Source organism: Mariniflexile sp. (assembly GCF_052728615.1).
Genome location: NZ_JBFVFE010000055.1, coordinates 1 through 25,351, shown reverse-complemented (window position 1 = coordinate 25,351; position 25,351 = coordinate 1). Strand labels below are relative to the sequence as shown.

At 36.0% G+C, this 25,351-nt stretch carries 23 protein-coding genes and 1 pseudogene; 11 read left to right on the top strand and 13 right to left on the bottom strand.

Going from position 1 to position 25,351, the window contains the following annotated elements:
• Positions 1–129: 129 nt before the first annotated feature.
• From ACU1LP_RS15975 to tilS, 4 genes are all read right to left on the bottom strand, one after another.
• The gene (locus tag ACU1LP_RS15975) at positions 130–2,424 is read right to left on the bottom strand and encodes an FdhF/YdeP family oxidoreductase (protein ID WP_445734673.1); all 2,295 of its coding nucleotides are present in this window, start codon (positions 2,422–2,424) and stop codon (positions 130–132) included.
• Positions 2,425–2,794: 370 nt separating this feature from the next.
• Entirely contained in the window at positions 2,795–3,751 is a 957-nt protein-coding gene (locus ACU1LP_RS15970; protein WP_445734672.1) for a YheT family hydrolase, read from the bottom strand.
• A 236-nt stretch (positions 3,752–3,987) separates the two neighbouring features.
• The gene (gene ade, locus ACU1LP_RS15965; protein WP_445736774.1) at positions 3,988–5,640 is read right to left on the bottom strand and encodes an adenine deaminase; all 1,653 of its coding nucleotides are present in this window, start codon (positions 5,638–5,640) and stop codon (positions 3,988–3,990) included.
• Between the two features lie 223 nt (positions 5,641–5,863).
• Complete coding sequence (gene tilS / locus ACU1LP_RS15960) at positions 5,864–7,174, bottom strand: tRNA lysidine(34) synthetase TilS (protein ID WP_445732311.1); 1,311 nt, start codon at positions 7,172–7,174, stop codon at positions 5,864–5,866.
• Positions 7,175–7,317: 143 nt separating this feature from the next.
• Between tilS and ACU1LP_RS15955 the strand changes: the two genes are divergently transcribed.
• On the top strand, positions 7,318–8,010 hold the full coding sequence (locus tag ACU1LP_RS15955; protein ID WP_445736773.1) for a hypothetical protein: 693 nt from the start codon (positions 7,318–7,320) through the stop codon (positions 8,008–8,010).
• Here ACU1LP_RS15955 and ACU1LP_RS15950 read toward each other — a convergent pair.
• On the bottom strand, positions 7,998–9,299 hold the full coding sequence (locus tag ACU1LP_RS15950; protein ID WP_445732309.1) for an anthranilate synthase component I family protein: 1,302 nt from the start codon (positions 9,297–9,299) through the stop codon (positions 7,998–8,000). The genes ACU1LP_RS15955 and ACU1LP_RS15950 overlap by 13 nt on opposite strands.
• An 80-nt stretch (positions 9,300–9,379) precedes the next feature.
• Between ACU1LP_RS15950 and ACU1LP_RS15945 the strand changes: the two genes are divergently transcribed.
• Positions 9,380–10,267 (top strand): aldose 1-epimerase family protein, encoded by an 888-nt coding sequence (locus ACU1LP_RS15945; RefSeq protein WP_445732308.1) that lies wholly within the window; start codon positions 9,380–9,382, stop codon positions 10,265–10,267.
• A 204-nt stretch (positions 10,268–10,471) separates the two neighbouring features.
• Positions 10,472–11,818, top strand: a complete 1,347-nt coding sequence (locus ACU1LP_RS15940; RefSeq protein ID WP_445732307.1) for a DEAD/DEAH box helicase — start codon at positions 10,472–10,474, stop codon at positions 11,816–11,818.
• A 142-nt stretch (positions 11,819–11,960) separates the two neighbouring features.
• Here ACU1LP_RS15940 and ACU1LP_RS15935 read toward each other — a convergent pair whose 3' ends face one another.
• The 4 genes from ACU1LP_RS15935 to ACU1LP_RS15920 form a co-directional block, all read right to left on the bottom strand.
• Complete coding sequence (locus tag ACU1LP_RS15935; protein WP_445732306.1) at positions 11,961–13,244, bottom strand: serine hydrolase domain-containing protein; 1,284 nt, start codon at positions 13,242–13,244, stop codon at positions 11,961–11,963.
• Between the two features lie 185 nt (positions 13,245–13,429).
• Positions 13,430–14,257: a mechanosensitive ion channel family protein gene (locus ACU1LP_RS15930; protein WP_445732305.1), complete on the bottom strand. Its 828-nt coding sequence runs from the start codon at positions 14,255–14,257 to the stop codon at positions 13,430–13,432.
• Positions 14,258–14,309: 52 nt separating this feature from the next.
• The gene (locus ACU1LP_RS15925; protein WP_445734995.1) at positions 14,310–14,483 is read right to left on the bottom strand and encodes a hypothetical protein; all 174 of its coding nucleotides are present in this window, start codon (positions 14,481–14,483) and stop codon (positions 14,310–14,312) included.
• On the bottom strand, positions 14,483–15,055 hold the full coding sequence (locus ACU1LP_RS15920) for an RNA polymerase sigma factor (RefSeq protein ID WP_445734996.1): 573 nt from the start codon (positions 15,053–15,055) through the stop codon (positions 14,483–14,485). Before ACU1LP_RS15920 ends, ACU1LP_RS15925 begins: the two co-directional genes overlap by 1 nt.
• Positions 15,056–15,232: 177 nt before the next feature.
• On the opposite strand from ACU1LP_RS15920, the gene ACU1LP_RS15915 reads away from it, so the two are divergent.
• The 3 genes from ACU1LP_RS15915 (at position 15,233) to ACU1LP_RS15905 (ending at position 17,441) form a co-directional block, all read left to right on the top strand.
• A complete protein-coding gene (locus tag ACU1LP_RS15915) occupies positions 15,233–16,000 on the top strand; it encodes a threonine/serine exporter family protein (protein ID WP_445732302.1) in 768 nt (255 codons plus the stop codon).
• 1 nt (position 16,001) lies between these two features.
• Positions 16,002–16,490 (top strand): threonine/serine exporter family protein, encoded by a 489-nt coding sequence (locus ACU1LP_RS15910; RefSeq protein ID WP_445732301.1) that lies wholly within the window; start codon positions 16,002–16,004, stop codon positions 16,488–16,490.
• 207 nt (positions 16,491–16,697) lie between these two features.
• The gene (locus tag ACU1LP_RS15905) at positions 16,698–17,441 is read left to right on the top strand and encodes a S1/P1 nuclease (protein ID WP_445736772.1); all 744 of its coding nucleotides are present in this window, start codon (positions 16,698–16,700) and stop codon (positions 17,439–17,441) included.
• 43 nt (positions 17,442–17,484) lie between these two features.
• Here the strand turns inward: ACU1LP_RS15905 and ACU1LP_RS15900 are convergent.
• The 3 genes and pseudogenes from ACU1LP_RS15900 to lpdA all read right to left on the bottom strand — a co-directional run.
• Positions 17,485–17,857: pseudogene (locus tag ACU1LP_RS15900) on the bottom strand (transposase); the annotation flags it as partial.
• A gap of 275 nt (positions 17,858–18,132) precedes the next feature.
• A complete protein-coding gene (locus ACU1LP_RS15895; protein ID WP_445736771.1) occupies positions 18,133–18,888 on the bottom strand; it encodes an LEM-3-like GIY-YIG domain-containing protein in 756 nt (251 codons plus the stop codon).
• 52 nt (positions 18,889–18,940) lie between these two features.
• Positions 18,941–20,341, bottom strand: a complete 1,401-nt coding sequence (gene lpdA / locus ACU1LP_RS15890) for a dihydrolipoyl dehydrogenase (protein WP_445736770.1) — start codon at positions 20,339–20,341, stop codon at positions 18,941–18,943.
• A gap of 175 nt (positions 20,342–20,516) precedes the next feature.
• Here lpdA and smpB point away from each other — a divergent pair, with 175 nt between their 5' ends.
• Both smpB and ACU1LP_RS15880 read left to right on the top strand, forming a co-directional pair.
• Positions 20,517–20,975: an SsrA-binding protein SmpB gene (gene smpB / locus ACU1LP_RS15885; RefSeq protein WP_445736769.1), complete on the top strand. Its 459-nt coding sequence runs from the start codon at positions 20,517–20,519 to the stop codon at positions 20,973–20,975.
• Positions 20,976–20,985: 10 nt separating this feature from the next.
• Positions 20,986–21,534, top strand: a complete 549-nt coding sequence (locus ACU1LP_RS15880) for a hypothetical protein (RefSeq protein ID WP_445736768.1) — start codon at positions 20,986–20,988, stop codon at positions 21,532–21,534.
• Between the two features lie 99 nt (positions 21,535–21,633).
• On the opposite strand, the gene ACU1LP_RS15875 is transcribed toward ACU1LP_RS15880, so the two are convergent.
• On the bottom strand, positions 21,634–22,275 hold the full coding sequence (locus ACU1LP_RS15875) for a protein-L-isoaspartate(D-aspartate) O-methyltransferase (RefSeq protein ID WP_445734675.1): 642 nt from the start codon (positions 22,273–22,275) through the stop codon (positions 21,634–21,636).
• 328 nt (positions 22,276–22,603) lie between these two features.
• Here ACU1LP_RS15875 and ACU1LP_RS15870 point away from each other — a divergent pair, with 328 nt between their 5' ends.
• The 3 genes from ACU1LP_RS15870 (at position 22,604) to ACU1LP_RS15860 (ending at position 25,279) form a co-directional block, all read left to right on the top strand.
• Positions 22,604–23,566, top strand: a complete 963-nt coding sequence (locus tag ACU1LP_RS15870; protein WP_445736775.1) for a Gfo/Idh/MocA family protein — start codon at positions 22,604–22,606, stop codon at positions 23,564–23,566.
• An 89-nt stretch (positions 23,567–23,655) separates the two neighbouring features.
• Entirely contained in the window at positions 23,656–24,546 is an 891-nt protein-coding gene (locus ACU1LP_RS15865; protein WP_445734676.1) for a 3-hydroxyacyl-CoA dehydrogenase family protein, read from the top strand.
• 70 nt (positions 24,547–24,616) lie between these two features.
• Positions 24,617–25,279: a YggS family pyridoxal phosphate-dependent enzyme gene (locus tag ACU1LP_RS15860; RefSeq protein WP_445734677.1), complete on the top strand. Its 663-nt coding sequence runs from the start codon at positions 24,617–24,619 to the stop codon at positions 25,277–25,279.
• The last annotated feature ends 72 nt before the right edge of the window (positions 25,280–25,351 follow it).

The following is a 25,351-nucleotide window of genomic DNA, read 5'->3' as shown; positions in this document are numbered from 1 at the left end:
TAATATGTATTGGCCGCTGATTGGTCAATTGACTTTTGAATACTTAGTATTTCAAACTTTGATTTAAAATAATACCTACAAGGTTTTTAAAACCTTGCAGGAGGGTGGGCATCTTAAAAAAACTAAGCACTAGATGGCTTCAACCGTAACAATCACACTTTTTGAAGCAGGCGTCTTAGCCGTATGCGCAAAACTATCCAAAGGCACCAGTACATTGGTTTCTGGAAAATACGTAGCACAGCAATTTTTAGGAATATCGTACCCTACTACTTTAAAATTATGGGCTTCTCTCACAACACCATTAAATTCCGATTTTAAATTCACCACTTGCTGTTCTTTTAAACCACGAATTGCCATATCGTCACGGTTCATAAAAATAATACGTCGCTCATTATAAATACCCCGGTATCTATCATTTAATCCGTAAATCGTGGTATTGAATTGATCGTGACTTCGAATGGTCATCATTATTAACTCTTCATCTTTAAGTTTCCAGTCTGGTAATTTATTCAATGAAAAATTAGCTTTACCTGTTTTTGTTTTGAATTCCCGAACGCGTGCGCCATTAGGTAAATAAAATCCTGAGGGCTGTTTTAGTTTGGTATTGAAGTCTGTAAAGCCATCAACAACTTCAGCTATATCGTTTCTTACTAAATCATAATTGTCTTTATATTGAAGCCAATTGATTTTGGTTCGTCCTTGTAAAGTGGCATGGGCAATGCCACAAACCACAGCGACTTCGCTTATCAACTTTTCCGAACATGGTTCTAAAACACCTTTTGTTGACGATACTATTCCCATGGAGTTTTCTACACTTTGTAATTGAACCCCCGATTTTTGATAGTCTTTTTCTGAGCGTCCCAAACAAGGCAATATCAAGGCTTCTTTGCCCGTGACTAAATGCGAACGATTTAATTTTGTACTCACATGAACCGTTAAATTACAATTCGCTAACGCCTGAGCCGCATATAGTGTATCTGGCACCGCCGAAATGAAGTTTCCACCCATGCCAAAAAACACTTTGGCTTTTTTCCCGTACATCGCCTTAATCGCATCTATAACAGAAAATCCATGTTTTGTGCTTGGTTTGAAACCATATTTATTTTCAATTTTATCTAAAAAAATTTGTGGTGCCGACTCCCAAATACCCACGGTTCTATCGCCTTGTACATTGGAATGTCCTCGAACCGGACAGGTGCCTGCGCCTTCTTTACCAATGCTTCCTTTTAATAACAATAGATTTACCAATTCACGAATATTATCGACCGCATTTTGGTGTTGCGTTAAACCCATAGCCCAACAAATAATTATTTTATTGTTGTTGAGAATTAAATCGTAAACATCGTCAAAAATGGCTTTTGAAACCCCTGATGCTTCCAAACAAATTTCAAAATTATATGTTTTTAAATCTGAAACAAACGCATCATAACCATGCGTGAATTCATTAATAAAATCGGTATCAAAAACGCCTCCTTCTTTCTCTTCTTTTTCGAGCAATTTAATAAGTAATGCTTTTATGAATGCAACGTCGCCATTAATAGTAATAGGCACAAACACATCGGCAAGCTTCGTGCCTCCTGTTAATAATTTTAAGGGGTTCTGTGGATTCGTGAATTTTATCAATCCAGCTTCCGGAAGTGGGTTAATAGCAATAATTCTACCACCATTATTCTTGCATTTCTCTAAAGCGGTCAACATTCTGGGGTGGTTGGTGGCTGGGTTTTGACCAATTACCATCACCACTTCGGCTTTGTACAAATCGTCTAAAGTCACCGAACCTTTTCCTATGCCTAAAGTTTCGGTTAACGCACTCCCACTCGCTTCGTGGCACATATTAGAGCAATCTGGCAAGTTAGATGTTCCAAACTCACGCACAAATAATTGGTACAGAAATGCAGCTTCATTGGTGGTTCTACCCGAAGTATAAAATACCGCTTCATCTGGAGAATTTAGAGCATTTAAATGCGTTCCTACTTTTTTAAAAGCATCGTCCCAAGAAATGGGTTGATAATGTGATGCTCTTTCTGGCAAATACATAGGCTCTGATAAACGACCTGATTTTCCGATTTCAAAATCTGATAAATTTGCAAGTTCATCTACGGAATTTTTTGCAAAAAATTCAGCGCCAATGGTTTTGTTTTGCGCTTCTTCTGCCATGGCTTTCATACCATTTTCGCAATATTCGCCTAATGCAGAACGCTCATCGTCTGGATCTGGCCATGCGCAACCTGGGCAATCAAAACCACCTTTTTGATTCAGGTTTTTAGATATTTTTAAAGCATCACCAAGTTTCATGTATTTTGAAACATGACCTAACACGACCTTTATGGATGTGAAACCCACGCTGTTTTTAGGTGGTGTTTTCGTTTTTAAATTTGAAAAACTTTCGGGTGTTTTAGCTTTATCTTCTGCGGATGTACTCATATAAAAATCAAAAAATATTCTTAAAGATATAGGTATTTATGAAATATTTAAAATCATATCTTATGAAGATTCAGTTTTGCTTAAATATTATACGGTTTTATTTTGCAGACCTCATAGATTTTAAAACATAAGTGTTCGGAAGACAAAATATTGACAAAAAATGGATGAAATAGACGAAATAGTTGGTAAAAACCTTTTAATCAAAATCAAACCTCATTTAATTCCCCTCTTGGAAGGGGTTAGGGGTAGGTAAATTAATAGAACCATTTTGTATAAAACCCACCCCTAGCCCCTCCAAGGAGGGGAACGGGTTATCAAAGATTTTCAACTTCCGCACACTTATGTTTTAAAATCTGTGAGGTCTTTGTTTCTAAACGCTTTGTACAAACTCCAAAGCCCGCTTTTCATTATAATAAACATTTTTTTTATCAATAAAACCGGCATGACCACCAAATTTTGGCATTTCCAAATACAAATTCGGGTTTTGTTTGGCTTCTTTTACGGGGTAACATTCAGCGGACAAAAATGAATCGTTAAGCGCATTGATTATCAAGGTGGGTATTTTTATATTTGGAAGAAACTGCAAACAACTGCTTTGCCCATAATAATCCAATGCATCTTTAAAACCATGGGCTTTCGAGGTGTAAACGTTATCAAAATCGTACAACGTTTTTATGGAGGCTATTTCTTCAACCGTTAAATCATTAGCAAAGTGTTTTTGTTTGATTTTCAATCTATTGATCAAATGTTTTTTAAACCGGTCGTGAAACAATATGTTTTTAAAAGTGTGTAATTCTTTGGCAGAACCGTACAAATAACAAGGCACCGAAACGGCAATAGCTGCTTTTATTTCCGAAAGAACAGATTCTCGCTCTCCCAAATATTTCAAGATGATGTTGGCTCCTAAACTGAAACCTTTCAGATAAATATCTGTATATTTTTTTTCGAAAAGTGCATGGTTTATTACTTCGTCCAAATCTTCAGTAGATCCAGAATGGTAACTGCGATACTTTAAATTATCTTCGCCACTACAGCCTCTAAAATTCACACAAACAGCATCCACACCATGATTGTTGAATAATTTTGCAGCCCCAGTTACATAAGGCCGTTGCGCATGACCTTCCAACCCGTGGAGCAAGATGATGAGTTTGTTGCTTTTTTCTTTTGAAAAACTCCAATCCAGGTCAAGAAAATCGCCATCGTTTAAAGTGATGCGTTCCCGTTCTTGTATCAAAGAAACACGTCTAATTAAACCTGAATAAACGGTTGAAACAAATCCTTTTTTAAAAAAGAATGGTGGCTTGTAAGTGGAATCTAATATAGGCATTTTTTTAGTTGACAGTCGCAGTCGCAGTTTTCAGTTGGTTTATTAATGATTTTAATTGTTTTTTTTGGTTTCTCAGCTTTGCACCTTTGCGAGAAAATATCAGTTTATAGTCTCAGTTTTCAGTTGGTTTGTTACTAATTAAATATTTTTAGTCTGTACAGCTTAGCGTCTCTGCGCCTTTGCGAGAAAATCTCAGTGTATCTCTGTGTTTTCTCTGTGCATCTCTGTGTTATAACTCAATCATATTCCACAGTCGTAAACTTAAAATCCGTGCCATTGAAAAGTCCTTTGTCACTTAATTTTAACGATGGAATAACCAACAACGCCATAAAAGATAAGGTCATATACGGTGCATGCAATCTACTTCCTAATTGTTTTGCCATGGCATCGAGTTGTGCATAGTGTTTCCCAACAGTTACACCGTCTTGATCGCTCATAATTCCTGCAACTGGCAATGCTAGAATTTTTCCTTCTTCCCGATAGCTATCGGGATTGGAAACCGCACAAATACCGCCTTTATGTTCAATAAGTAAATTAACCGCTTTGCAAATAGCTTCATCTGAAACACCCACGGCAATAATATTATGCGAATCGTGACCAACAGAGGATGCTATCGCACCTTCTTTCAATCCGAAATTTTTAATGAATGCGATGGCTGGTTTCTCATCCCGATAGTTATCGGGATGGTACCGATTTACAACCGTCATTTTTAAAATATTCTTTTCGATATTGGAAATTAAATTCCCATCAACAATTAGTGAGTCTTCAATCAATTCGTTCGTTACCAATTGCCCGTCCAAAGCTTCAATGACCCTGATTTTTTTTGCTGAAGATTCAAATCTAAAATCTAAAATTTCCTTTTTACTGCAATTGAAATTATTCAGGTTTTTAAAAGCTACTGGTTTTATTAAAGATTTGCCTTTATCAAAAACCAATTCGCCATTTATATAGGTTTGAATTGTTTTAAAGTTAATTAAATCTTCAACCACAATAAAGTCTGCAAAGTCGCCAACTTCCAATAAACCGACGTCTAAATTATAATGTTTTACAGGGTTTACACATGCCATTTGCAATACTTTAAAAACATCAATGCCTTTGGCAACAGCTCTTGCGCAAAGTTTGTTTATATGGTGAACTATTAAATCGTCAGGATGTTTATCATCGCTACAAAACATCATGTTTTCAAAATGCTCCGAAGCCAAATCTATTAATGCTTCAAAGTTTTTGGCTGCACTTCCTTCCCTAATCAAGATTTTCATGCCTTTTTGAAGTTTCTCCAAAGCTTCTTCATGGGTAAAACATTCGTGATCGGTTGAAATGCCTGCATTTATATATTTGGAAATATTTTCTCCTTTCAATCCGGGAGCATGTCCGTCAACTGGCTTGTTATAGTGTTTTGCCCAAGCTATTTTTTTCATCACTTCGGCATCATTAAATAGAACACCGGGGTAATTCATCATTTCTGTTAAATACTTGATGTCTGGGTTTTCTAAAAGCTTTTTTACGGCTTCAGAATCAATGACCGATCCAGCGGATTCAAAAGTCGTAGCCGGAACACACGATGGCGCACCAAAATTGAATTTAAACGGCACTTTTTTACCGTTTTCAATCATAAATTCTACGCCTTCAATTCCCAAAACATTGGCTATTTCATGGGGATCGGAAACCGTTGCTACGGTACCATGCGTGACTGCTATTCGTGCAAATTCACTAGGCACTAACATGGAGCTTTCTATATGGATATGGGCATCTACAAAACCGGGCAGGATGTAATTTTCTACATCGTGGTTTTTCTCAATGATGGAAACAATTTTTCCATTATCAAAAGTGACTTCACCTTTAAAAATGCGTTTGTTTTGGATGTCTACTATGTTTCCTTGTATGTCCATTTTTTTAGTACATGACAAAAATACCTTTTAATTATTAAAATTGTTGCTACTGTTGACCCCTCCGCTTATCGGCATACCGAAATAAATTAGGCACAAGCTCTCCCCTTGAAAAAAGGGGAGGAATTGTTTAGTGACTTATTAATAATTTGAGATAAATTTTAAAATTTTCATGCATTTAAATTCATGTTTTTTAAGTAGATTCTTTCCTATGCAGGAATAACTATCATTTCAACTCTATTCTTAATATCTGTTTTGTGTTTTCAGTAACCTTAAATCTGTTATCCGCTCGTTTTCCTATCACCCAAACAATGGCATCATCTGAACATAGCAACCATACGTTTTCTTTATCCAACATTGAGAATTTTTCGTCCTTAAAGTATTTGCTTAACTTCTTTTTTCCTGTCATTCCTAAGGGATAGAACACATCGCCTTCTTCCCATTTTCTGATGGATAAAGGAAACTTCAAAACATCTTTGTCCACATAGATAACGGTTTTCGATGTTTCCAAAATGGCATCGGCTTCATCAAAAAACAATGTTCCCAATGGGATTTCAACTATATTATAAGTTTCTGAAATATGGATGATTTGGGTTTTATCCGTTTGGTTTACGCTCAACAATAAAAAATCCCTGTCTTTTATCAAGCGGTGCGTATTTGTTTTTATGTATTTTCCGGATGGTGCATCCAATAAATCAACCACATCTTCCCATTCTGTAAATCCGAAATCCTTTAAAAGTTCATATAAATAGGTTTTTGGATGATTTAACTTCTTGATTTCTTCAATGTTCAAAGAAAAAGTAGAATCGTCCATTGGTTTTATAACTTTATTAAAAACATCTAAAATTTTATCCTCAACAATACATTTAGAATCCTTTAAAAACATTTGGGTCTTAGCAAAATTTTGTAGCAAATGGGGGTTTATTTCTTTAAGAACCGGTATCACGTCATGTCGCAATTTGTTCCTTAAATATTTGGTAGAACCATTGCTGCTATCTTCCCGCCATTTTAATTGATGCTTTTTGGCATAACTTTCAATATCCTCTTTGGAAAAAGGCAATAAGGGTCTGACAATATGATTGTTAACTTCTGGAATGCCCAACAACCCATCCAAACCGGTACCTCTTGATAAATTGATGAAAAAAGTCTCCAAATTATCATCGGCGTGGTGCGCGGTTAAAACATAATCAAACTTTAATTGTTCTGTAAGTTCTAAAAACCAATGGTATCTTAACTCCCTTGCCGCCATTTGAATGCTAAGTTTTTCATCTTTGGCAAAAGCCTTGGTGTCAAAACTTTCAATAAAAACCTCTAATTCGAGGTCTTCTGCAAGTTCTAGTACAAAATCTTCATCGGCATCACTTTCTTTACCTCTTAAATTGAAATTACAGTGCGCCAAGGCAATATCCAATCCCATTTTATAACATAAATGCGTTAAAACAACACTATCTATGCCACCAGAAATAGCAATAAGCAACTTGCTGTTTTTTAAAAACAAAGGTTTTGAATTTATGTGGGCTTGAAAAGCGTTTAGCATGCTTCAAAGTTAAGGTTTATTTGGTCTCGCAAAGTCGCAAAGTCTCAAAGTTTTAATTACTGCTCTTCAATGGAAAATGAATTTCATCATATATTATTCTACATAATTTCGTAAATTTAGAAAATCATTTTAACACATGGGTTATGAGTTCAACAGACAAATTAAATGAAAAAGCAACACAAACCGCGTTCGATAAAAAAGTGGTTTCCGTATCGCAACAATTACATCCTTATGTAAAACATAGGCTTTATATAGCAGAATCTACCGGTGTTCTTCCTAAAAACATGTATTCATCGAATGGGATCATTGATGAAAGCATCGCTAAATTTTATGGGAACGGTTATAATATTGATATAGACACCCATGCATTAAAATTGAAACTTTTCAAATATGCGGATGATGAATTAAATAGCCTTTTTAAACAAGAGGCTTTTCATAAAAACACCATAAGCACCAACAGTATTTTGGAAGAGGAATTGGATGGTTTGGAAGAAAAATACACGATTGATGACGGTTTCGACTATGTTATGAATGAAGATTTAAACGATATTTCGTATCAACAAAACGGCCATCAAAAGCATTTGTTTTTATATGCCGAACAGGATAATTCCGTTTTATCTTCTTTTGAAACGAAAGGTGTATCGGAAAACAAATCGAAAGAAATTTTAGGAAGCCTTTACAGTTGGTTGCCATTGAACGTTTCGAGCATTATCGATTTACTTAGTTTCGGAAAATTAAGTTTTGCAGATATTGCCAAAGTGAAATCCATGGAAGTAAAACGGGTGGAATTTATTTATGAAGAAGTTATAAATAAATTTAAAGATCATTTGGACTGATCTTCCAACACTTGTCGCATGGCTTTGGCCTTAACCAAACACTCCTCGTATTCTTTAAGCGGGTCGCTTTTTGCTGTTATGGCACCACCAACGGAATAGGACACGTATTTTTTGGTTTCATTGTATAAAATACTGCGAATGACCACATTAAAATCGAAATCGCCCGACGGTGAAAAATACCCAACAGCACCGGAATAGATTCCGCGTTTGGTTTCTTCCAATGCTTCAATAATTTTCATGGCGGAAATTTTTGGCGCACCCGTCATACTTCCCATCGGGAAGGTGCTTTTTATAATATCAACTGGGTTTGTATTGCTTTCAACTTTAGATTTTACCGTCGAAATCATGTGGTGCACTTGATCGAACGTGTAAATTTTGCACAACTCTTCTACTTCAACACTTCCTTTTATGGCGGTTTTGGATAGATCGTTGCGCACCAAATCCACGATCATAATATTTTCGCTGCGTTCCTTTTCGTTCTTTAATAATTCTGTTTTTAATTGTTCGTCTTCCACCTTATCAAAAGATCGTTTTGTTGTTCCTTTAATGGGTTGGGAAATAACGGTGTTCCCTTCTTTTTTTAAATAGCGCTCTGGGGAAGCGGACAGCACATATTTATCGTTACACTTTAAAAAAGTGGCAAATGGCGGATTTGAAATACCGTTGAGTTTATTGTAAGTTTCCAAAGGGTTTATCTGGGTGTTTTCAGCATAAAATTCCTGACAAAAATTAGCTTCATAAATATCGCCCCGATGGATGTGGGCGAGCATGTTGTTTATTTTTTCAAAATAGTCCTCTTTATGGATACGGAGTTTTATTTTTACTGAATCGTTGATGAGTTGATGGGTTGATGGGTGTATGAGTTTAATCGCTTTTAAATCAGTTTCAAATTCATCATCAACCATTTTAAAATAGTGGATTTCCACTTGGTTTCCTTTAAAAAAGAATAGTTTTTTAGGTTGAAAAAAGTACAGATCTGAAAATTCCAAACCATCATGATTATGGGATCTTAAAGGCTCAACATCATTTTTTAAATCGTAGGTCAAGTAACCAAAAATCCAGTCTTTTGTAATAGATTGATAGTCTTTTAGTTGCTCAAAAGCATTGTGAAAATCGGTTTGGATACTTGTAAAGGCATCCACAGCTAAAACCGCATCGTATTTGGAATGGTTTTGTTGGTAGTTGTTGGAATCCAACCAAACAACATCATCAAATTGCTGGCTCCACATTAACAATTGGTGTTTAAATGCTTCGGAATCTTCTACTTTATGAATATAAGTTGTTCTCAACACTAAAATTTAAGCTGTAAAGTTAGTTAGAATCCTTAAAAATTTGCAAGTTTTGCACTTTAGTTTAAAAATCAGAATATATGTTCACTTTAGAAAACAATAAACTTAAAATTGCCGTTAAAAAAACAGGTGCCGAGTTATGCCAAATCACATCGGTAAAAAACGGAACGGAATTTATGTGGGATGCCAACCCGACTGTTTGGGGTAGTTTTGCCCCTAACCTATTCCCTATTATTGGTGCCTTAAAAAATGATACCTATGTTTTTGAAAAACAAGAATATAAACTGCCAAAACATGGCATCGTTAGAAATAATGAAGACGTGGTTTTACACGAACAGACACCAAAAAGTTTGACTTTTAAACTGTTATATTGTGAAGCTTCCTTAAAACTATATCCTTTTAAGTTTGAGTTTTACATTACTTATACACTTACAAACAATATCATTGAAGTGCTTTATACCGTAAAGAACGTGGATACCAAAACCATGTACTTTTCGGTTGGTGGACACCCTGCATTTAAATGTCCTGTGTTTGAAAATGAACAGTATGAAGATTATTTTTTAGAATTTGAATATTCTGAAACTTCTAAAACGCATCTTATTAATATGGAAAATGGGCTTATTTCTTCTCTGGCAATACCGCTTTTTAATAAATCCAATAACATTCCTTTAACCCATGATTTATTTAATGATGATGCCCTTATTTTTAAGGATTTGAAATCTAAAAAGGTGACATTAAAAAGTACGCTGTACGGTAATATTCTATCGGTTAGCTATAACGATTTCCCATATTTGGGTATTTGGGCGAAACCCACGGGCGATTACGTTTGCATTGAACCTTGGTTGGGAATTGCTGATTATGAAGACACCAACCAAGACTTTAAAACCAAGGAAGGTATTTTAAAATTGAAGGCTGGCGACACGTTTAAAGCGCGTTATAGCATTGAAATTAATAAGGGCTTGGTCTAAAAAATGTACGCCACGAATGCACGAATAAAACTAAAAATCGATGTAAAGATAATTGTCACGAATAAAAAAATCTGTACATTTTTCAAAAATTAGTGTATTCGTGGCGTTTTTTTAACAGAGTATGCGTTTACCCTGCTGAAACAAATAAGAGTTTAGTCTAAACCAAAATAATAAGCTTAACTTTGCCTACTAAATTAGCGCCCCGTGACCTTTGAAGATTTAAATTTAAACACCCCTTTATACAACGCCCTAAACGATTTAGGCTTTACTTCGCCCACGCCGATACAGGCAGAAGCGTTTAATGTGGTGAACTCAGGAGCCGACATGTTAGGCATTGCTCAGACAGGTACTGGAAAAACCTTTGCCTACATGTTGCCTGTTTTGAAAAATTTAAAGTTTTCGACACAAGAAACGCCACGAATTTTAATTTTAGTACCCACACGGGAGCTTGTTGTACAAGTAGTCGATGAAATTGAGAAACTTGCGAAATACATGAATACCCGTGTACTTGGGGTTTATGGAGGCACCAATATCAATACCCAAAAACAAGCCATTGCCAATGGTTTGGATATATTGGTAGCAACTCCTGGCCGGTTTTACGACTTAGCTTTAAGCAGGGTATTGCAACTGAAATCCATTCAAAAATTAGTGATTGATGAAGTGGATGTCATGCTCGATTTAGGGTTTAGGCATCAATTGATTAATATTTTCGATATCCTGCCAGAGAAACGCCAAAACATCATGTTTTCCGCAACCATGACGCAAGATGTGGATGTGTTGATTAATGATTTTTTTAAAAGTCCGGAGCGCGTTTCCATCGCCGTTTCGGGAACACCGCTTGAAAATATTTCACAATCGAGGTATAATGTGGCTAATTTTAATACGAAGGTTAATTTACTAAAACACGTATTGAGCGACTCTGAAAGTTTTAATAAAGTGTTGATTTTTGTCGCCCATAAAAAAATGGCAGACCGTTTATTTGAAAAATTGGACGAAACGTTTCATGACGAGTTGTGCGTTATCCATTCCAACAAAACACAAAATTACCGACTGCGGAGTATTGAGCAATTCAGAAATGGCGATAACCGTATTTTAGTGGCAACCGATGTGATGGCGCGTGGATTGGATATTGATTACATCAGTCATGTTATAAACTTCGATACGCCCGATTACCCCGAAAACTACATGCACCGTATTGGTAGAACGGGTAGAGCGGAACGCAAAGGCGAAGCGATTGTTTTTTCAACAGAAAGTGAACAGGAATTTATTGAGAACATTGAAGGGTTGATGAAAATGGGTATTCCGCTACTGAATTTCCCTGAAAATGTTGAAGTTTCCACTGAACTGATTGAAGAAGAACGTCCGAAAATAAAGGAGCATTACAACCCCATAAAACGCGATGAAACTATTGGGGCAGCCTTTCATGAAAAATCAGAAAAGAATTCTCAAGAAAATAAAGGAGGCTCCTATAAATTTAAAATTGCCGCAAAGTACAAAAAACCTAAAACCCGGGGCGATAAGAACTATAATAAGCGTAATAAGAAGAAGTAGTTTTCAGTTTACAGTCTCAGTTGGCAGTTGATTGTGTTTTCAAAATTTAGGTTGTATAGTGGATTCCTGCTTTCACAGGAATGACAAGAAAATCCCTTTCCAGATTTATGAAAAGGGAATTAAGAATATAAATAGTTGTTTATTAATCAGCAATGGCAGCATTTACCAAAACCCTAAACTTTCCAGCGGTATCATCACTTATTTTTTGGGTTTGTTTTAAAAGAATGCCTATTATATCTTCTTTTGGGTCAGCAAAATATTGTGTATTAAAATAGCCGCCCCACTCAAACGTGCCTTCGCTACCACTACCTCCTAAATCGTGTTTTTGTTTATCTACAAGTCCAAAAGCTAACCCATGAACCGCAGGTATCTCTTTAGAAATATATGGAATTTGGTTGGTTAAAATGGTTTCAACGGTGGTTCTGCTTAAAAGCCTAACGCCATTAAGTTCGCCTTTATTTAAATACATTTGCAAAAAGGTGGCATAATCTTTTGCGGTACTTGTAAGACCTGCACCACCAGAAAAAAATTGTTTCGCACCTGTTTTTGGGTAATCGGTATCATAAAAGGTTACGGGGTATTTTACCCATTTATCATTTTCTTTGGTTTGAACAGTTACTAACCGATTGTATTTAGCTTCTGGGAGGTAAAACTGGGTATCTTTCATCCCTAAAGGGTCAAAAATTCTGGTTTTTAAAAATTTATCAAAAGGCATTCCTGAAATGACTTCAACAAAATACCCCAACACATCCAATCCTTCACTATAGGTAAACTTTTCGCCGGGGTTGTGGTGCAATGGTAAGCTTGCCAACTTTTTAATATTATCGGCAATTTTTATATCTTCAGTAGTAAATAAATCTACAATACCTGCTTTAGCATATATTTTTCTGAATTGTGCATCACCGTCTATTTGTCCGTAACCAATACCCGATGTATGCGTAAGGAGGTTTCTAATTGTGATTTGCTTTTCGGCTGGTTTGGTGGTGTATGATGAATCTGCTTCATTGAAAGATTCCAACAAAAGTGGGGTTCCAAATTCTGGAATGTACTTGGAAATAGGGTCGTCTAAACTAAACTTGCCTTCTTCCCAAAGCATCATAACCGCTGTAGAAGTTATAGCTTTAGATTGTGAAGCTATTCTAAAAATATGGTCTAATTGCAAAGTTTCGTTAGATGCGTTATTTGCCATACCAAAGGCTTTATAGTAAACAATTTTACCATGTCTTGCAATTAACGCAACGGCACCTGGTATTTTATTGTCACTAACAGCGCTGGCTAACATAGAATCGATGCGGTTAAGTCGCTCTTTGGAAATTCCAACAGTACTGGCAGAAACTTTTGGAAGTACTTGTTGTTGAGCGGTACTTTGTTCGAAGCATGCTGTAAATAAAAGTAAAGAAAGAAGAATACGAAATAACTTTTTCATGGTTTAGGTGGTTTTTGAATAATTGAATAGCTAATTTACTTTTTTAATGATAATTCAAATCAATAAAAACAAAAAAATCCCTTTTCCTCCTGATTGGTATCAAGATTATAAAAAGGGATGATAAAAACGTAGAGAGCTTTTCCGGGCACAGAAAGGTAACCAACCAAATTAACCCTAACTTAAAGTTATTCCTGCACGCGTACTTGACTCTCTACTAAATCTTTTATTGGTATTATAAACTTGCCTTGTGCTGTTTTTAGTGTAACCGATATACCGTCAATGGCTATTACTTCGCCTGTTATGTTATTGAATTCTATTATTTGACCAATTTCATAGGTTTTTCTGGCATAGAAAGTCCGTAACAAATCACCCACCACTTTTTGGGCCCCTAAACCCAATGCCAAAGCAAATGCCAAAAGAAACGCTCCCAAAATCATGGTGATATTGTTGGTAATAATCTGCGTATCTACACCTGCTTGGTTTAAAGCCGTAATGGAAATGAATATTAAAAGGATAAAAAACACGATCTGACTGATGATTTTTGATCCTGACAGCTCCATAGATTCAAAAAAAGATTTTAATCCTTTTTTTATGAAATTTGCCAGTAATAATCCGACTGTAAATATGATAAGCGCTCCGAATAATTTGGGTACATAGGCTAAAAAATTACTTATTTCCTGTGATATAATTTGTAGCCCTAAAATATCGGACGCCATGATCAATAGCATGATATAAATGAGCCATTTTACAAAAACGGACACGATTTTAATGGTATTGAAGTTTAGCTTTTTACCTTCAATGATTTCAATTTGGTTGATGGTGTCGTCTAACTTGTCGGCTTTTGCTAGGGTCAATACTTTTTTAATAATCCTTACTGCCAATTTTGCAAAAAACCAGCCAATTATTAAAACGACCAGAGTTCCTATAATGTTGGGGAATATACTTGATATTTCAAACCATACTTTGGTTAAGGATTCCAGGGCAATGTCTTTCCATATTGATGCTTTTTCCATTGTTGTTTGCTGTTAGGGTTATGTGGGTTGGTTACAATTAACTTTATTTATTTCATTTTTTTCTACTTTTAACAACTGAATCTATTACGTTTCCAATATTATAGGAGAACAGTACCGCTAAATCCATAAGCAACTTAGCCATGGCAATGTCGTGCATTACCTTAGCCTTAAGTTCTGGTGGAACTTCCTTTAGCGGCTGGTTTATATATTTAAACGGATTTTCCATTAGTTAAAGTTCTCATTATAAACGGCAATAAGCTTGTCTTTAGCACGCTTAAGCCTCATCTTTACGGCACTTTCGCCAATATCCAAAACACTTTCAATGTCTTTGATGCTTAAAAAATCTTGATATTTTAACAGTAAAATCATTTTCTCATCCGGAGAAATAAGCTCTAATGCTGCCTGTAGTTTTTCTACTTTCATTTCAAGAAAACCACTGTCGTCTTCAGCATCCGAAATGTTTTCTATATCGGCATAATCCACCGATTTCTTTTCTATTCTTTTAGCCGTATTTCGTGTTACATAATTAACACAGTGGTTATATGTAAACGCATATAACCACGTTGAAAATTTAGAGGTTGCTTTAAAACTTGCCAGTTTAACAAAGAGTTTTAAAAACACATCTTGTGTTAAATCTTTGGCTTCATCTTCATCTTTTGCAAAACCGTAGCATTTATTGAACACCAACCTAGAGTATCTATCATATAAAATCTCAAATAACAACGTGTCATTGCTTTTTACAATGGCTTTAACCAGATCTTCATCAGGAAGTTCGTTAGTGTTTTTAAGGGTTTTCAAATGTAGCTTGCGCTCGTTTAGTTGTTACTGGTAAGTATGACACGGGTATTTTTAAAAAGTCACAAAATACTATTCAAAAATAGTAAAGTTATTCACAATTAAAATTTACATCGGGTTGTTTGCACCTATAAAAAATGAAAGGTTTAAATTTGCAGCCATCTATTGCCTTTAAACATTATGGATTCTTCAAAAGAACTAATAAAAGCCACCAATTTGCTTTTAGAAATTTCCTCACTACTTATGGTTTCTGGAGCGAATACCATACGGGTAAATTTAAGTATCAACCGATTTGCATTAGGGCTAAATTTTAAAACATCGTGTTTTATAAGCCATAAAAGCATTGTTATGACCTTATATGAAGAAGATTCAACGCAAAGCTGTACGCGCGTAAAAAACATCCCGCCACATGCCATTAATTTTTCAATCATTTCCGCCATTAGTAAAGCCAGTTGGGAGGCTGCTACCGAAAATTGGACCTTGGAACAAATTTCAAATGAAATAAAAAAAATAACAAGCCAAAAAAAATATTCAACACTATTGGTGCTTGTGGCCGTAAGTTTGGCGGGGGCTGGTTTTTGCAATATTTTTAGAGGTGATTATTTGAACATGTTGGTTGCTTTTATAAGCACACTTGTTGGTCTTATTGTTTTTCAATTAACACATCGCCAAAATTTTAACGTTTATATTCGGATATTTTTAGGTTCCTTAATTGCTTCGTTCATTGCCGGACTTGGGGTTGTTTACCATATTGGCATAAACCCACAAACGGCCTTGGCTACCTCCATACTTTATTTAGTGCCGGGGGTTGCCTTGATTAATTCGTTTACAGACTTACTGGACAATAACATAATTAACGGTATGGTGCGATTTACTACGGGATTTATGACGGTGCTTGCCATGGCATTGGGCTTATTTATAACCATGCTCATTTTTCAATTAAATTAACATGTTGGAAATTATTTTAAAATTATTGGAAGTGGCTGCTTGGAGCGGAGTGGCAGCCTTAGGGTTTGGTTTGTTATTTAATATTCCAAAAGGAACCATTGTTACCGTTTTTGTTTTAGGTTTTTCTGCCGGCTTTATAAAATTTGCACTCTTAAAATTTGATGTAAATGTTGTATTGGCCACCTTTATAGCAGTGCTTTTTGTGGCGGTTGTTTGTGTGCCCATAGCGCATAAAATACACCATCCACCGGTTGTGTTTTGTGTTCCGCCAGTAATACCCATGATTCCGGGCTATTTTGCTTATGAAACCGTTTTATCGGTCATGAATTTTATTTTTATTGAAAAGGATCCCAGTAAAAGATTGATTCTTATAGATTCCATATTTTCAAACGGATTTACCATGTTTTTTATATTGATTTCTATAACCGCGGGTATTTCGTTACCCATGCTTGTTTTACGGAAAAGTACGGTCAAAAAAGTTGAGGATTAAAAGGATGAAATTCCAAAAAAGCAATGAAATTGTTTACAGTTAATAAGTTATTTAGTTAGAACGTCTTAATAACTCATAAACCTATTAACCAATAAACTTATAACCTTAATAACCCTTATAAACAAACCGAAGTCCCTCTAAAATCTACAATTTCAACTAATAACTCTACCAATGAAAATATTCATTTCAATTATCATAATCTTTTTAATGCTAACTTCATTAGAATCGCACGCCTCCGATGATTGGAGCGCCACAGGACATCGTGTGGTTGGAAAAATCGCTTCACAATATTTAAAATCGTGCACAAAAAAGAAGATAGAAAAACTACTGAACAATCAATCACTTGATTTCGTTTCAACATACGCTGATGAAATAAAATCCGATAAACTCTTTGATGGGTTTTTCACTTGGCACTACATTAACATCCCTTTGGAATCGGAATATGATGCCTCCAAAACAAATCCGAGTGGCGATTTGGTAACAGGCATTACCTTTTGCATAAAAACCATAAAAGATAAAGCCACCAACGATGATGATAAGGCATTCTTCCTAAAAATGTTAATCCATTTGATGGGCGATTTGCACCAACCCATGCATGTAGGGCTTGCGGAAGATGAAGGTGGTAACGGTTTCAAGCTGCAATGGTTTAACAAAAATTCCAATTTGCATTCCGTTTGGGATAGCGAAATGATTGATAGTTACGGTATGAGTTATAGTGAACTTGCCGAAAATGCCGATGTGTTAGATAAACAGGAGGTAAAAGCCATACAAAAAGGCAGTTTAATTGATTGGGTCAATGAAACACATAACCTGACCAGAAAAGTGTATGCAAACGTAAAACCCAATGAAAATTTACGTTATAAATACTCTTATGATAACTTTGAAACCGTTCGCACCCAATTACAAAAAGCAGGGATACGTTTAGCTAAGGTTTTGAATGAGTTGTTTTGAGACATTCTTAACGGCACTCGTTTTAAACGAGCGCTAGCAGAGGTTGCCAAAACTGATATTTTGATATATTACCTTGCTTTTTACCTGCCTGCTCAAACATCCATAACAACCATTCTTTTCTGCTTTCTTGTGGATTATTTTCTATGGCTTCAATAACTTTTTTAGCAGTATGTTTTTTAAAATCTCGCAATAACTCCATGGGCTGATCATTTGCAGACCTAAATATAAAATGTATATGACTTGGCATGAAACAATAACAATAAAGCTCCATGCCTTTTTTCTGCTCTACAATATGCAATGCTTTCTGCTAAAACGTTAAAATATAATTGCCTTGTAAAAACGTCTATCCAATAAACCGTGGCAAAACTTACAAAATACAAGCCTTGCTTATTGTGAAATTTTTTAGTACATGACAAAAACAGTTCGTTGATATTTAAATAGCTTCTATCGTTAACCCCTCCGCCTATCGGCACCTCCCCTTAAAAAAAGGGGAGGAATTATTAAGGAGCTCATTTTTAATGATTTGAACTTATTATTTAAAATTTTGTCATGTACTTAAGTGAAATTTATACTTTCTGCTCATACCCAAAAATACAAAAACAGCAATAATTACTGCTGTTTTCTTATTTAATATCTGTGACGGCACTCGTTACAAACGAGCGCTAGCACGGGGGTATTGTAGCACATTGGTCTAAACATTTTTATACATAATTGGATTAGAGTTTCCACGTTTAAAATAATGCTCAACAGATTTAAATTTATATTTTTCTCTAATATATTCGGACGCAAGATTTCCAATAAATTCGTATCGAGTTTCTAAATCTTCTAATTCATTCCGTTTTATATTTTCATTTCCTTGCCGAATGTTATAAGTTGTGCCTGCTTTGTACCAGTTTACAATTTCGTAAACCTCTTGAATTATTCCTTCATAAACAGAAAATGCGAATTTTGCGTTGTTTGCTCTTTCTGGGTTTAAAACCCAATGGCCACGTGTATAATCGTAAAGTTCGATTTCGCTCATGGTATAACGAAATGCTTGATTAATTCTAATCAAGATTGCTGTTTCGTCAATTTCAATACTTTCTTTGTCGTAAAGTGCATTTATTTGTTTTAATGACATTCTTCCGAATGTTGCACTTTTATATCCACTTTGTTTATTAGTCAGATTTTTAATTCCAATCAAGTCGATTATTGATGATTCGACTCTGAAAGCGGTTTTTTCATCTTCTAATCCATGAATTAAAATCTCAAGATTGGGTTTAAGTCCACTTAAAACTAAATCAGCTAAATACTTTACTTTTTGGCTGTCGCTTTGCTCATCCAAATGTGAGAAAATCCGATTCCCTCTCCCTTTTCCGACATAAAATATTTCATTTGTAACTGGATGAGAATAAATGTAAACGTAATTGTTTAATGCTTGTATTACTGGACTTGAAAATTTTCTCATAGGCTTTTTTCAATGTGTTAAAACTAACAAATAATTCCCAAATTCTTTTATCCTAAATATGCAAAGCCCTATCCCCAGTAGCAGCTAAAGCCGCTTCTTTGATAGCTTCTGTAAAGGTTGGATGTGCATGACTTATACGCGAAACATCTTCTGCGGAGGCTCTAAATTCCATGGCAACAACTGCTTCTGCAATCATATCGGCTGCACGGGCGCCTATCATGTGCACACCTAAAATTTCATCGGTTTTTTTGTCTGCTAGAATTTTAACGAATCCGTCCAAATCCATACTCGCCCTACTTCTACCTAAAGCACGCATAGGGAAAGACCCGACTTTGTATTCAATTTTAGCTTCCTGTAACTGTTCTTCGGTTTTACCAACCGCAGCCACTTCTGGCCACGTGTAAACCACGCCCGGAATCAAGTTGTAATCAATATGTGGCTTTTGTCCCGCCAATGTTTCTGCAACAAAAACGCCTTCTTCTTCGGCTTTGTGCGCTAACATGGCGCCTTTTACCACATCGCCAATAGCATAAATATTTTTGGCAGTTGTTTGTAAATGGTCGTTGACTTCAATTTGTCCTCTATCGGTTAATTTGACACCGGCAGCTTCGGCATTTAAACCATCTGTATATGGACGACGCCCAACAGAAACCAAGCAATAATCGCCTTTAAATTCTATTTCCTCCCCTTTTTTGTTATCTGCTTTCACGATGACTTCGTCACCTTTACGTTCCACAGATTTCACTTTATGGGATACTTCCATATTAAATTTTGCCTTCTTAAAAACTTTGTTCAATTCTTTTGAAAGTCCAGCATCCATGGTAGGAATAATACGATCCATATACTCAATTACCGTAACTTCTGCACCCAAACGTCTGTAAACTTGTCCTAATTCCAAACCAATAACACCACCACCAATTACGATTAAATGTTTTGGTATTTCTTTTAGTTTTAATGCTTCGGTAGATGTTATAATACGTTCTTTATCAATGGTTATAAAGGGTAAGCTTGATGGTTTACTTCCAGTGGCTATAATGGTATTTTTAGCTTCAATTTCAATGGTTTCTTCCCCTTTAATAATGATGTGGGTCGCATCTTTAAAGCTTCCTAAACCTTGATAGACATCTATCTTGTTCTTCTTCATTAAAAAATCGATACCACCCGTAGTTTGATCCACCACCGATTGTTTTCTGGCAATCATTTTCTCAAGGTTCACTTTAATATCCCCAGGAATATCAATACCGTGTTCCTCAAAATGCTTAACCGCATCTTCGTAATGGTGCGAAGAATCCAATAGTGCTTTACTTGGTATGCAACCCACATTTAAACACGTACCACCAAGGGTACTATATTTTTCTATAATGGCAGTTTTCATGCCTAATTGTGCGCAACGAATGGCGGCAACATAGCCTCCTGGACCTGAGCCTATAATGGCTACATCGTATGAATTCATATTATAATATTGAGGTTCTTTTATTAATAAAACAAAAATACAAATGTTTTGTGGGAAGGCAATGGTTCTTAAAAATGAATTTACGATTTACGATTTTTGGGTAATGATTTTTGATTAATCGATAATTTTTAAATGATAAACACAAACTTCATAAATTTATGTAGTTTTGTGGTCGATGCAAAAAAACATAAACATACAGAACAAAAAAGCGCGCTTTCTATACGAGATTTTAGATAAGTACACCGCTGGTATTGTACTAACGGGCACCGAAATAAAATCGATACGGAGCAGTAAAGCTTCTATTGCTGAAAGTTTTTGTGAGTTTAATGAAAAAGGTGAGCTTTTTGTAATAAATGCTACCATTGAGGAGTATGCTTTTGGCAATTATTACAACCACCGACCAAAGGCTGAAAGGAAGTTGCTTTTAACAAAACGGGAACTTAAAAAATTGCAAAAGGAAGTGCAAAGTTCGGGGCTGACCATTATTCCGTTGCGCTTGTTTATTAATGAAAAGGGCTTTGCTAAATTGGATATTGCGCTGGCAAAAGGTAAAAAGTTGTTCGATAAACGCGAAACCATAAAAGACCGCGACAGTAAACGCGATTTGGATAGAATCAAGAAAAACTTTAAATAATCACTTTAAAATGATGAAAAAATATCTCCTAATTGTTTTAAACATATTTTTATTTGCACATGCGCAAGGGCAAGCTAAAAAAGACCCGGGAACGGATTATACTGAAAACGTATCTACCATAGACCAAACCATAAACTCGCTGTACAAAGTGATTTCCGGGGAAAAAGGCGCAAAAAGGGATTGGACGCTTTTTAAGTTTTTATTTCATCCAGACGCGAAATTGATTACTTCCGGTAAGGATGATGATTATAAATTTCAAGTACGGTATATGAAACCTGACGATTATATTAAAAGTTCAGGAAAGTGGATGACCGATACCGGTTTTATTGAAAACGAAATACACAGAACCGTGGATGCTTATGGCAATATGGCGCATGTATTTAGTACCTTCGAATCCTTTTACAGCAAAACCGATGAAAAACCATTTATGCGCGGTATCAACAGCATCCAATTGCTAAACGACGGGAAACGCTGGTGGATCATAAATATTTTTTGGGATAATGAAACTTACAGAAATCCGATTCCTAGATCGTATTTGCCGCATGGGGATAGAGGGTAGATGACGGGTGACCAATGACCGAAGACGGGTGACCAATGACCGAAGACGGGTGAGGTGTGACCGAAAACGGATGAAACCTGAAACTTTGAACTTTGGAACTTAATTTTTATCTTCCAAAAGTGGTACAAACCTGAATTCGCCAAACTCGTGCTGTTCAAATTCCTTATCGCCATTTCGAATAAAAAGAGTCATAATTTGCACATCGTCGCCCACAGGAATTACCAATCTGCCTCCTGTTTTCAACTGACTTAACAAGGGTTTCGGCACAAACGGCGCACCAGCGGTTACTATAATACTATCAAAAGGTGCTTCTTCTTTTAAGCCTTTGTAACCATCGCCAAAAATGAGTTTTTTTGCACGATACCCTAATTGGGGCAAAAACTTACTTGTTTTTTTAAACAGTTCTTGCTGGCGTTCTATACTGTACACTTTAGCGCCCAATTGGCATAAAACAGCTGTTTGGTAACCACTACCAGTGCCTATTTCCAGAATTTTGTCTTCTTTTTTTACTTGTAGCAGTTCGGTTTGGAATGCCACGGTGTAAGGTTGCGAGATGGTTTGGTCTGCCGCAATAGGGAACGCTTTATCTTGGTAGGCATGGTCTAAAAACCCGGAATCCATAAACAAATGCCGTGGTACGGCACCAATGGCATTTAAAACGGCATCATCTATTATGCCTTTGTTTTTTAAGATGTTAACTAATTGTTGGCGTAATCCTTTATGCTTAAAAGTGTCTTTCAAAGTTGGTGTGGTTTGTATGGCTAAAATTAGTCAAACATTTTTAGCTTAAAAAGTTTAAATAGGAATTAATTTTAGGTTGTTTTAATGTCATCATTTTTGGAATTTAGTTGAAAAAATAATTGTTGAGTTTTTTATAAATAGACCGAAAACATAGAAGAAAGCATGTATTTGGCAAATAGACCCGCGTTAGGGATTGAAGCAAGCTACCGTGTAGCGCGAAAAGCCCGACCCGAAGGGGAACGCCCAAATAATTTTTAACGAAAATTTCGTGCGGAATACTTAAATTCGTGTGTTAAATATCTTATTTTTGTTAAAAACGTAATATATGATGCTAAAAGCTGGTGTACTTGGTGCTGGCCACCTTGGTAAAATTCATTTAAGACTTCTTAAACAATCTGAAAAATACGAACTTGTTGGTTTTTATGATGCCGATACCGCAAGTGGTAAAAAAGTGGAGGCGGAATTTGGTTATAAATTCTTTGATTCGATTGATGCCCTTATTGATGCGGTGGATGTGGTGGATATTGTTACCCCCACGCTATCCCATTACGAGTGCGCAAAACAGGCGATTGCTAAGGGTAAACATATTTTTATTGAAAAGCCCATAACGAATACCGTTGAAGAGGCGGAGCACATTCGGGAACTTTTGGCGGAACACAATTTGCGTGGGCAAGTGGGCCATGTGGAGCGTTTTAACCCAGCGTATTTGGCTGTAAAGGACGAGATTAAGAGTCCCATGTTTATAGAATCGCACCGGTTGGCGGAATTCAATCCGCGTGGTACCGACGTGCCCGTGGTATTGGATTTAATGATTCATGATATCGATATTATTTTAAGTGTCGTAAAGTCCAAAGTAAAAAATATTAGTGCGAGTGGGGTTGCTGTAATTAGCAATTCGCCCGATATTGCCAATGCACGTATTGAGTTTGAAAACGGATGTGTAGCAAATTTAACAGCTAGTAGGATTTCGCTTAAAAAAATGCGTAAAGCAAGGTTTTTTCAAAAGGATGCTTACATTTCTGTTGATTTTTTAGATAAGAAGTGCGAAGTGGTAAAAATGAAAGATGCCCCGGAAAGTCTAGGTGATTTTGATATGGTGCTTCAAAATGCTGAAGGCGAGAAAAAACAAATTTATTTTGATAATCCGCATGTAGCAAACAATAATTCCATTTTGGATGAACTGGAATCGTTTGCGAATGCTATTAATAACAACAGGGCTCCCGAGGTAACACTTCATGATGGGACGGAGGCTTTGCGGGTGGCTACGCAGATTATTGCTTGTTTTAAATAGGACGGAAGGACGGGAGACGGATGACCGAAGACGGGTGATCGAAGAAGCACTTACTTTTAACCTTTAACTTTTAATATTTGACTTTTTTAATGAACAATATTGCTGTAGTTGGTGCGGGTACCATGGGAAACGGGATTGCCCATACGTTTGCACAAAGCGGATTTAAAGTCCATCTTATTGATATTAGTGACGTTTCACTTAAAAATGGAGTGACTACCATTACTAGAAATTTGGATAGAATGGTTGCCAAAGAAACCATTACAAATGCTCAAAAAGAAAGCACGCTTAAAAATATTACGACTTTTACCAGCATTAATGACGGTGTTAAAAATGTAAATTTAGTAGTTGAAGCTGCCACCGAAAACGTCGATTTAAAATTAAAAATCTTCAAACAACTGGATGAGGTTTGCGATAAAGACTGCGTTTTAGCTACTAACACCTCCTCTATTTCCATTACGCAAATTGCAGCCGTAACCAATAGACCTGACAAGGTGATTGGGATGCATTTTATGAATCCCGTTCCCATCATGCCATTGGTTGAGATTATTCGTGGTTACACTACCAGTGATGCTATTACCAAAACCATTATGGAATTATCTGAAACTTTAGGCAAAACACCTGTTGAAGTGAACGATTACCCCGGGTTTGTTGCCAACCGTATTTTAATGCCTATGATTAACGAATCCATTGAAACTTTGTTCAATGGGGTTGCTGGCGTTGGTGAAATTGATACGGTTATGAAATTAGGGATGGCACACCCTATGGGGCCCTTACAATTGGCTGATTTTATTGGATTGGATGTATGTTTGTCTATTTTAAACGTGATGTACGATGGTTTTAAAAACCCTAAATATGCGCCTTGTCCGTTATTGGTAAATATGGTTAGGGCAGGTAAACTTGGAGTGAAATCTGGCGAAGGATTCTATGATTATTCTGAAAGTAAAAAAGCTGAAAAAATTGCGAAGCAATTTATTAAATAAGTAAACAGTCGCAGTCACAGTTTTCAGACTAATGAGACTGCGACTGCGACTGCGACTGAAAACTAAAAAAATGAGCATACAACAAAACCTAATCCACATAAAATCCACAATACCAAAGCATGTTACCTTAGTAACTGTTTCAAAAACCAAACCTGTTGCAGATTTAACGCAAGCCTATGATGCGGGTCAACGCATTTTTGGTGAAAACAAAATTCAGGAAATGGTTGAAAAGTACGAGGCTATGCCAAAGGATATAAAATGGCACATGATTGGGCATGTACAGAGCAACAAAGTAAAGTACATGGCACCGTTTGTGAGCTTAATTCATGGGGTTGACAATTTTAAATTGTTAAAAGAAATAAACAAACAAGCTAAAAAGCATGATAGAATTATTGATTGTCTGCTTCAAATAAAAATAGCTTCGGAAGAATCAAAATTTGGAATGTTACCCACTGAAGCTTCCGATTTGCTACAATCAAAAGCCTTTTCAGAATTAAAAAACATTCAAATTGTGGGTGTTATGGGAATGGCGACTTTCACCGAAAATGAAAATCAAATAAAAAAAGAATTCACATTGTTAAAAACCACATTTGATGCATTAAAATTGCATAAATCCTTTAACTTTAAACCGGAAACCATTAGTATGGGAATGAGTGGCGATTATACCTTAGCCATACAATGTGGGAGCAACATGGTTCGGGTTGGAAGTAGTATATTTGGCGAACGGGATTAAGAATTAAGAATTAAGAATTAAGAATTAAGAATTAAGAATTAAGAATTAAGAATTAAGAATTAAGAATTAAGA

Coding starts and splice junctions, on each gene's coding strand:
- ACU1LP_RS15975 (WP_445734673.1), bottom strand. CDS start 2,424: ATGAGTACATCCGCAGAAGATAAAGCTAAAACACCCGAAAGTTTTTCA.
- ACU1LP_RS15970 (WP_445734672.1), bottom strand. CDS start 3,751: ATGCCTATATTAGATTCCACTTACAAGCCACCATTCTTTTTTAAAAAA.
- ade (WP_445736774.1), bottom strand. CDS start 5,640: ATGGACATACAAGGAAACATAGTAGACATCCAAAACAAACGCATTTTT.
- tilS (WP_445732311.1), bottom strand. CDS start 7,174: ATGCTAAACGCTTTTCAAGCCCACATAAATTCAAAACCTTTGTTTTTA.
- ACU1LP_RS15955 (WP_445736773.1), top strand. CDS start 7,318: ATGAGTTCAACAGACAAATTAAATGAAAAAGCAACACAAACCGCGTTC.
- ACU1LP_RS15945 (WP_445732308.1), top strand. CDS start 9,380: ATGTTCACTTTAGAAAACAATAAACTTAAAATTGCCGTTAAAAAAACA.
- ACU1LP_RS15935 (WP_445732306.1), bottom strand. CDS start 13,244: ATGAAAAAGTTATTTCGTATTCTTCTTTCTTTACTTTTATTTACAGCA.
- ACU1LP_RS15930 (WP_445732305.1), bottom strand. CDS start 14,257: ATGGAAAAAGCATCAATATGGAAAGACATTGCCCTGGAATCCTTAACC.
- ACU1LP_RS15925 (WP_445734995.1), bottom strand. CDS start 14,483: ATGGAAAATCCGTTTAAATATATAAACCAGCCGCTAAAGGAAGTTCCA.
- ACU1LP_RS15915 (WP_445732302.1), top strand. CDS start 15,233: ATGGATTCTTCAAAAGAACTAATAAAAGCCACCAATTTGCTTTTAGAA.
- ACU1LP_RS15910 (WP_445732301.1), top strand. CDS start 16,002: ATGTTGGAAATTATTTTAAAATTATTGGAAGTGGCTGCTTGGAGCGGA.
- ACU1LP_RS15905 (WP_445736772.1), top strand. CDS start 16,698: ATGCTAACTTCATTAGAATCGCACGCCTCCGATGATTGGAGCGCCACA.
- ACU1LP_RS15895 (WP_445736771.1), bottom strand. CDS start 18,888: ATGAGAAAATTTTCAAGTCCAGTAATACAAGCATTAAACAATTACGTT.
- lpdA (WP_445736770.1), bottom strand. CDS start 20,341: ATGAATTCATACGATGTAGCCATTATAGGCTCAGGTCCAGGAGGCTAT.
- smpB (WP_445736769.1), top strand. CDS start 20,517: ATGCAAAAAAACATAAACATACAGAACAAAAAAGCGCGCTTTCTATAC.
- ACU1LP_RS15880 (WP_445736768.1), top strand. CDS start 20,986: ATGATGAAAAAATATCTCCTAATTGTTTTAAACATATTTTTATTTGCA.
- ACU1LP_RS15870 (WP_445736775.1), top strand. CDS start 22,604: ATGCTAAAAGCTGGTGTACTTGGTGCTGGCCACCTTGGTAAAATTCAT.
- ACU1LP_RS15865 (WP_445734676.1), top strand. CDS start 23,656: ATGAACAATATTGCTGTAGTTGGTGCGGGTACCATGGGAAACGGGATT.
- ACU1LP_RS15860 (WP_445734677.1), top strand. CDS start 24,617: ATGAGCATACAACAAAACCTAATCCACATAAAATCCACAATACCAAAG.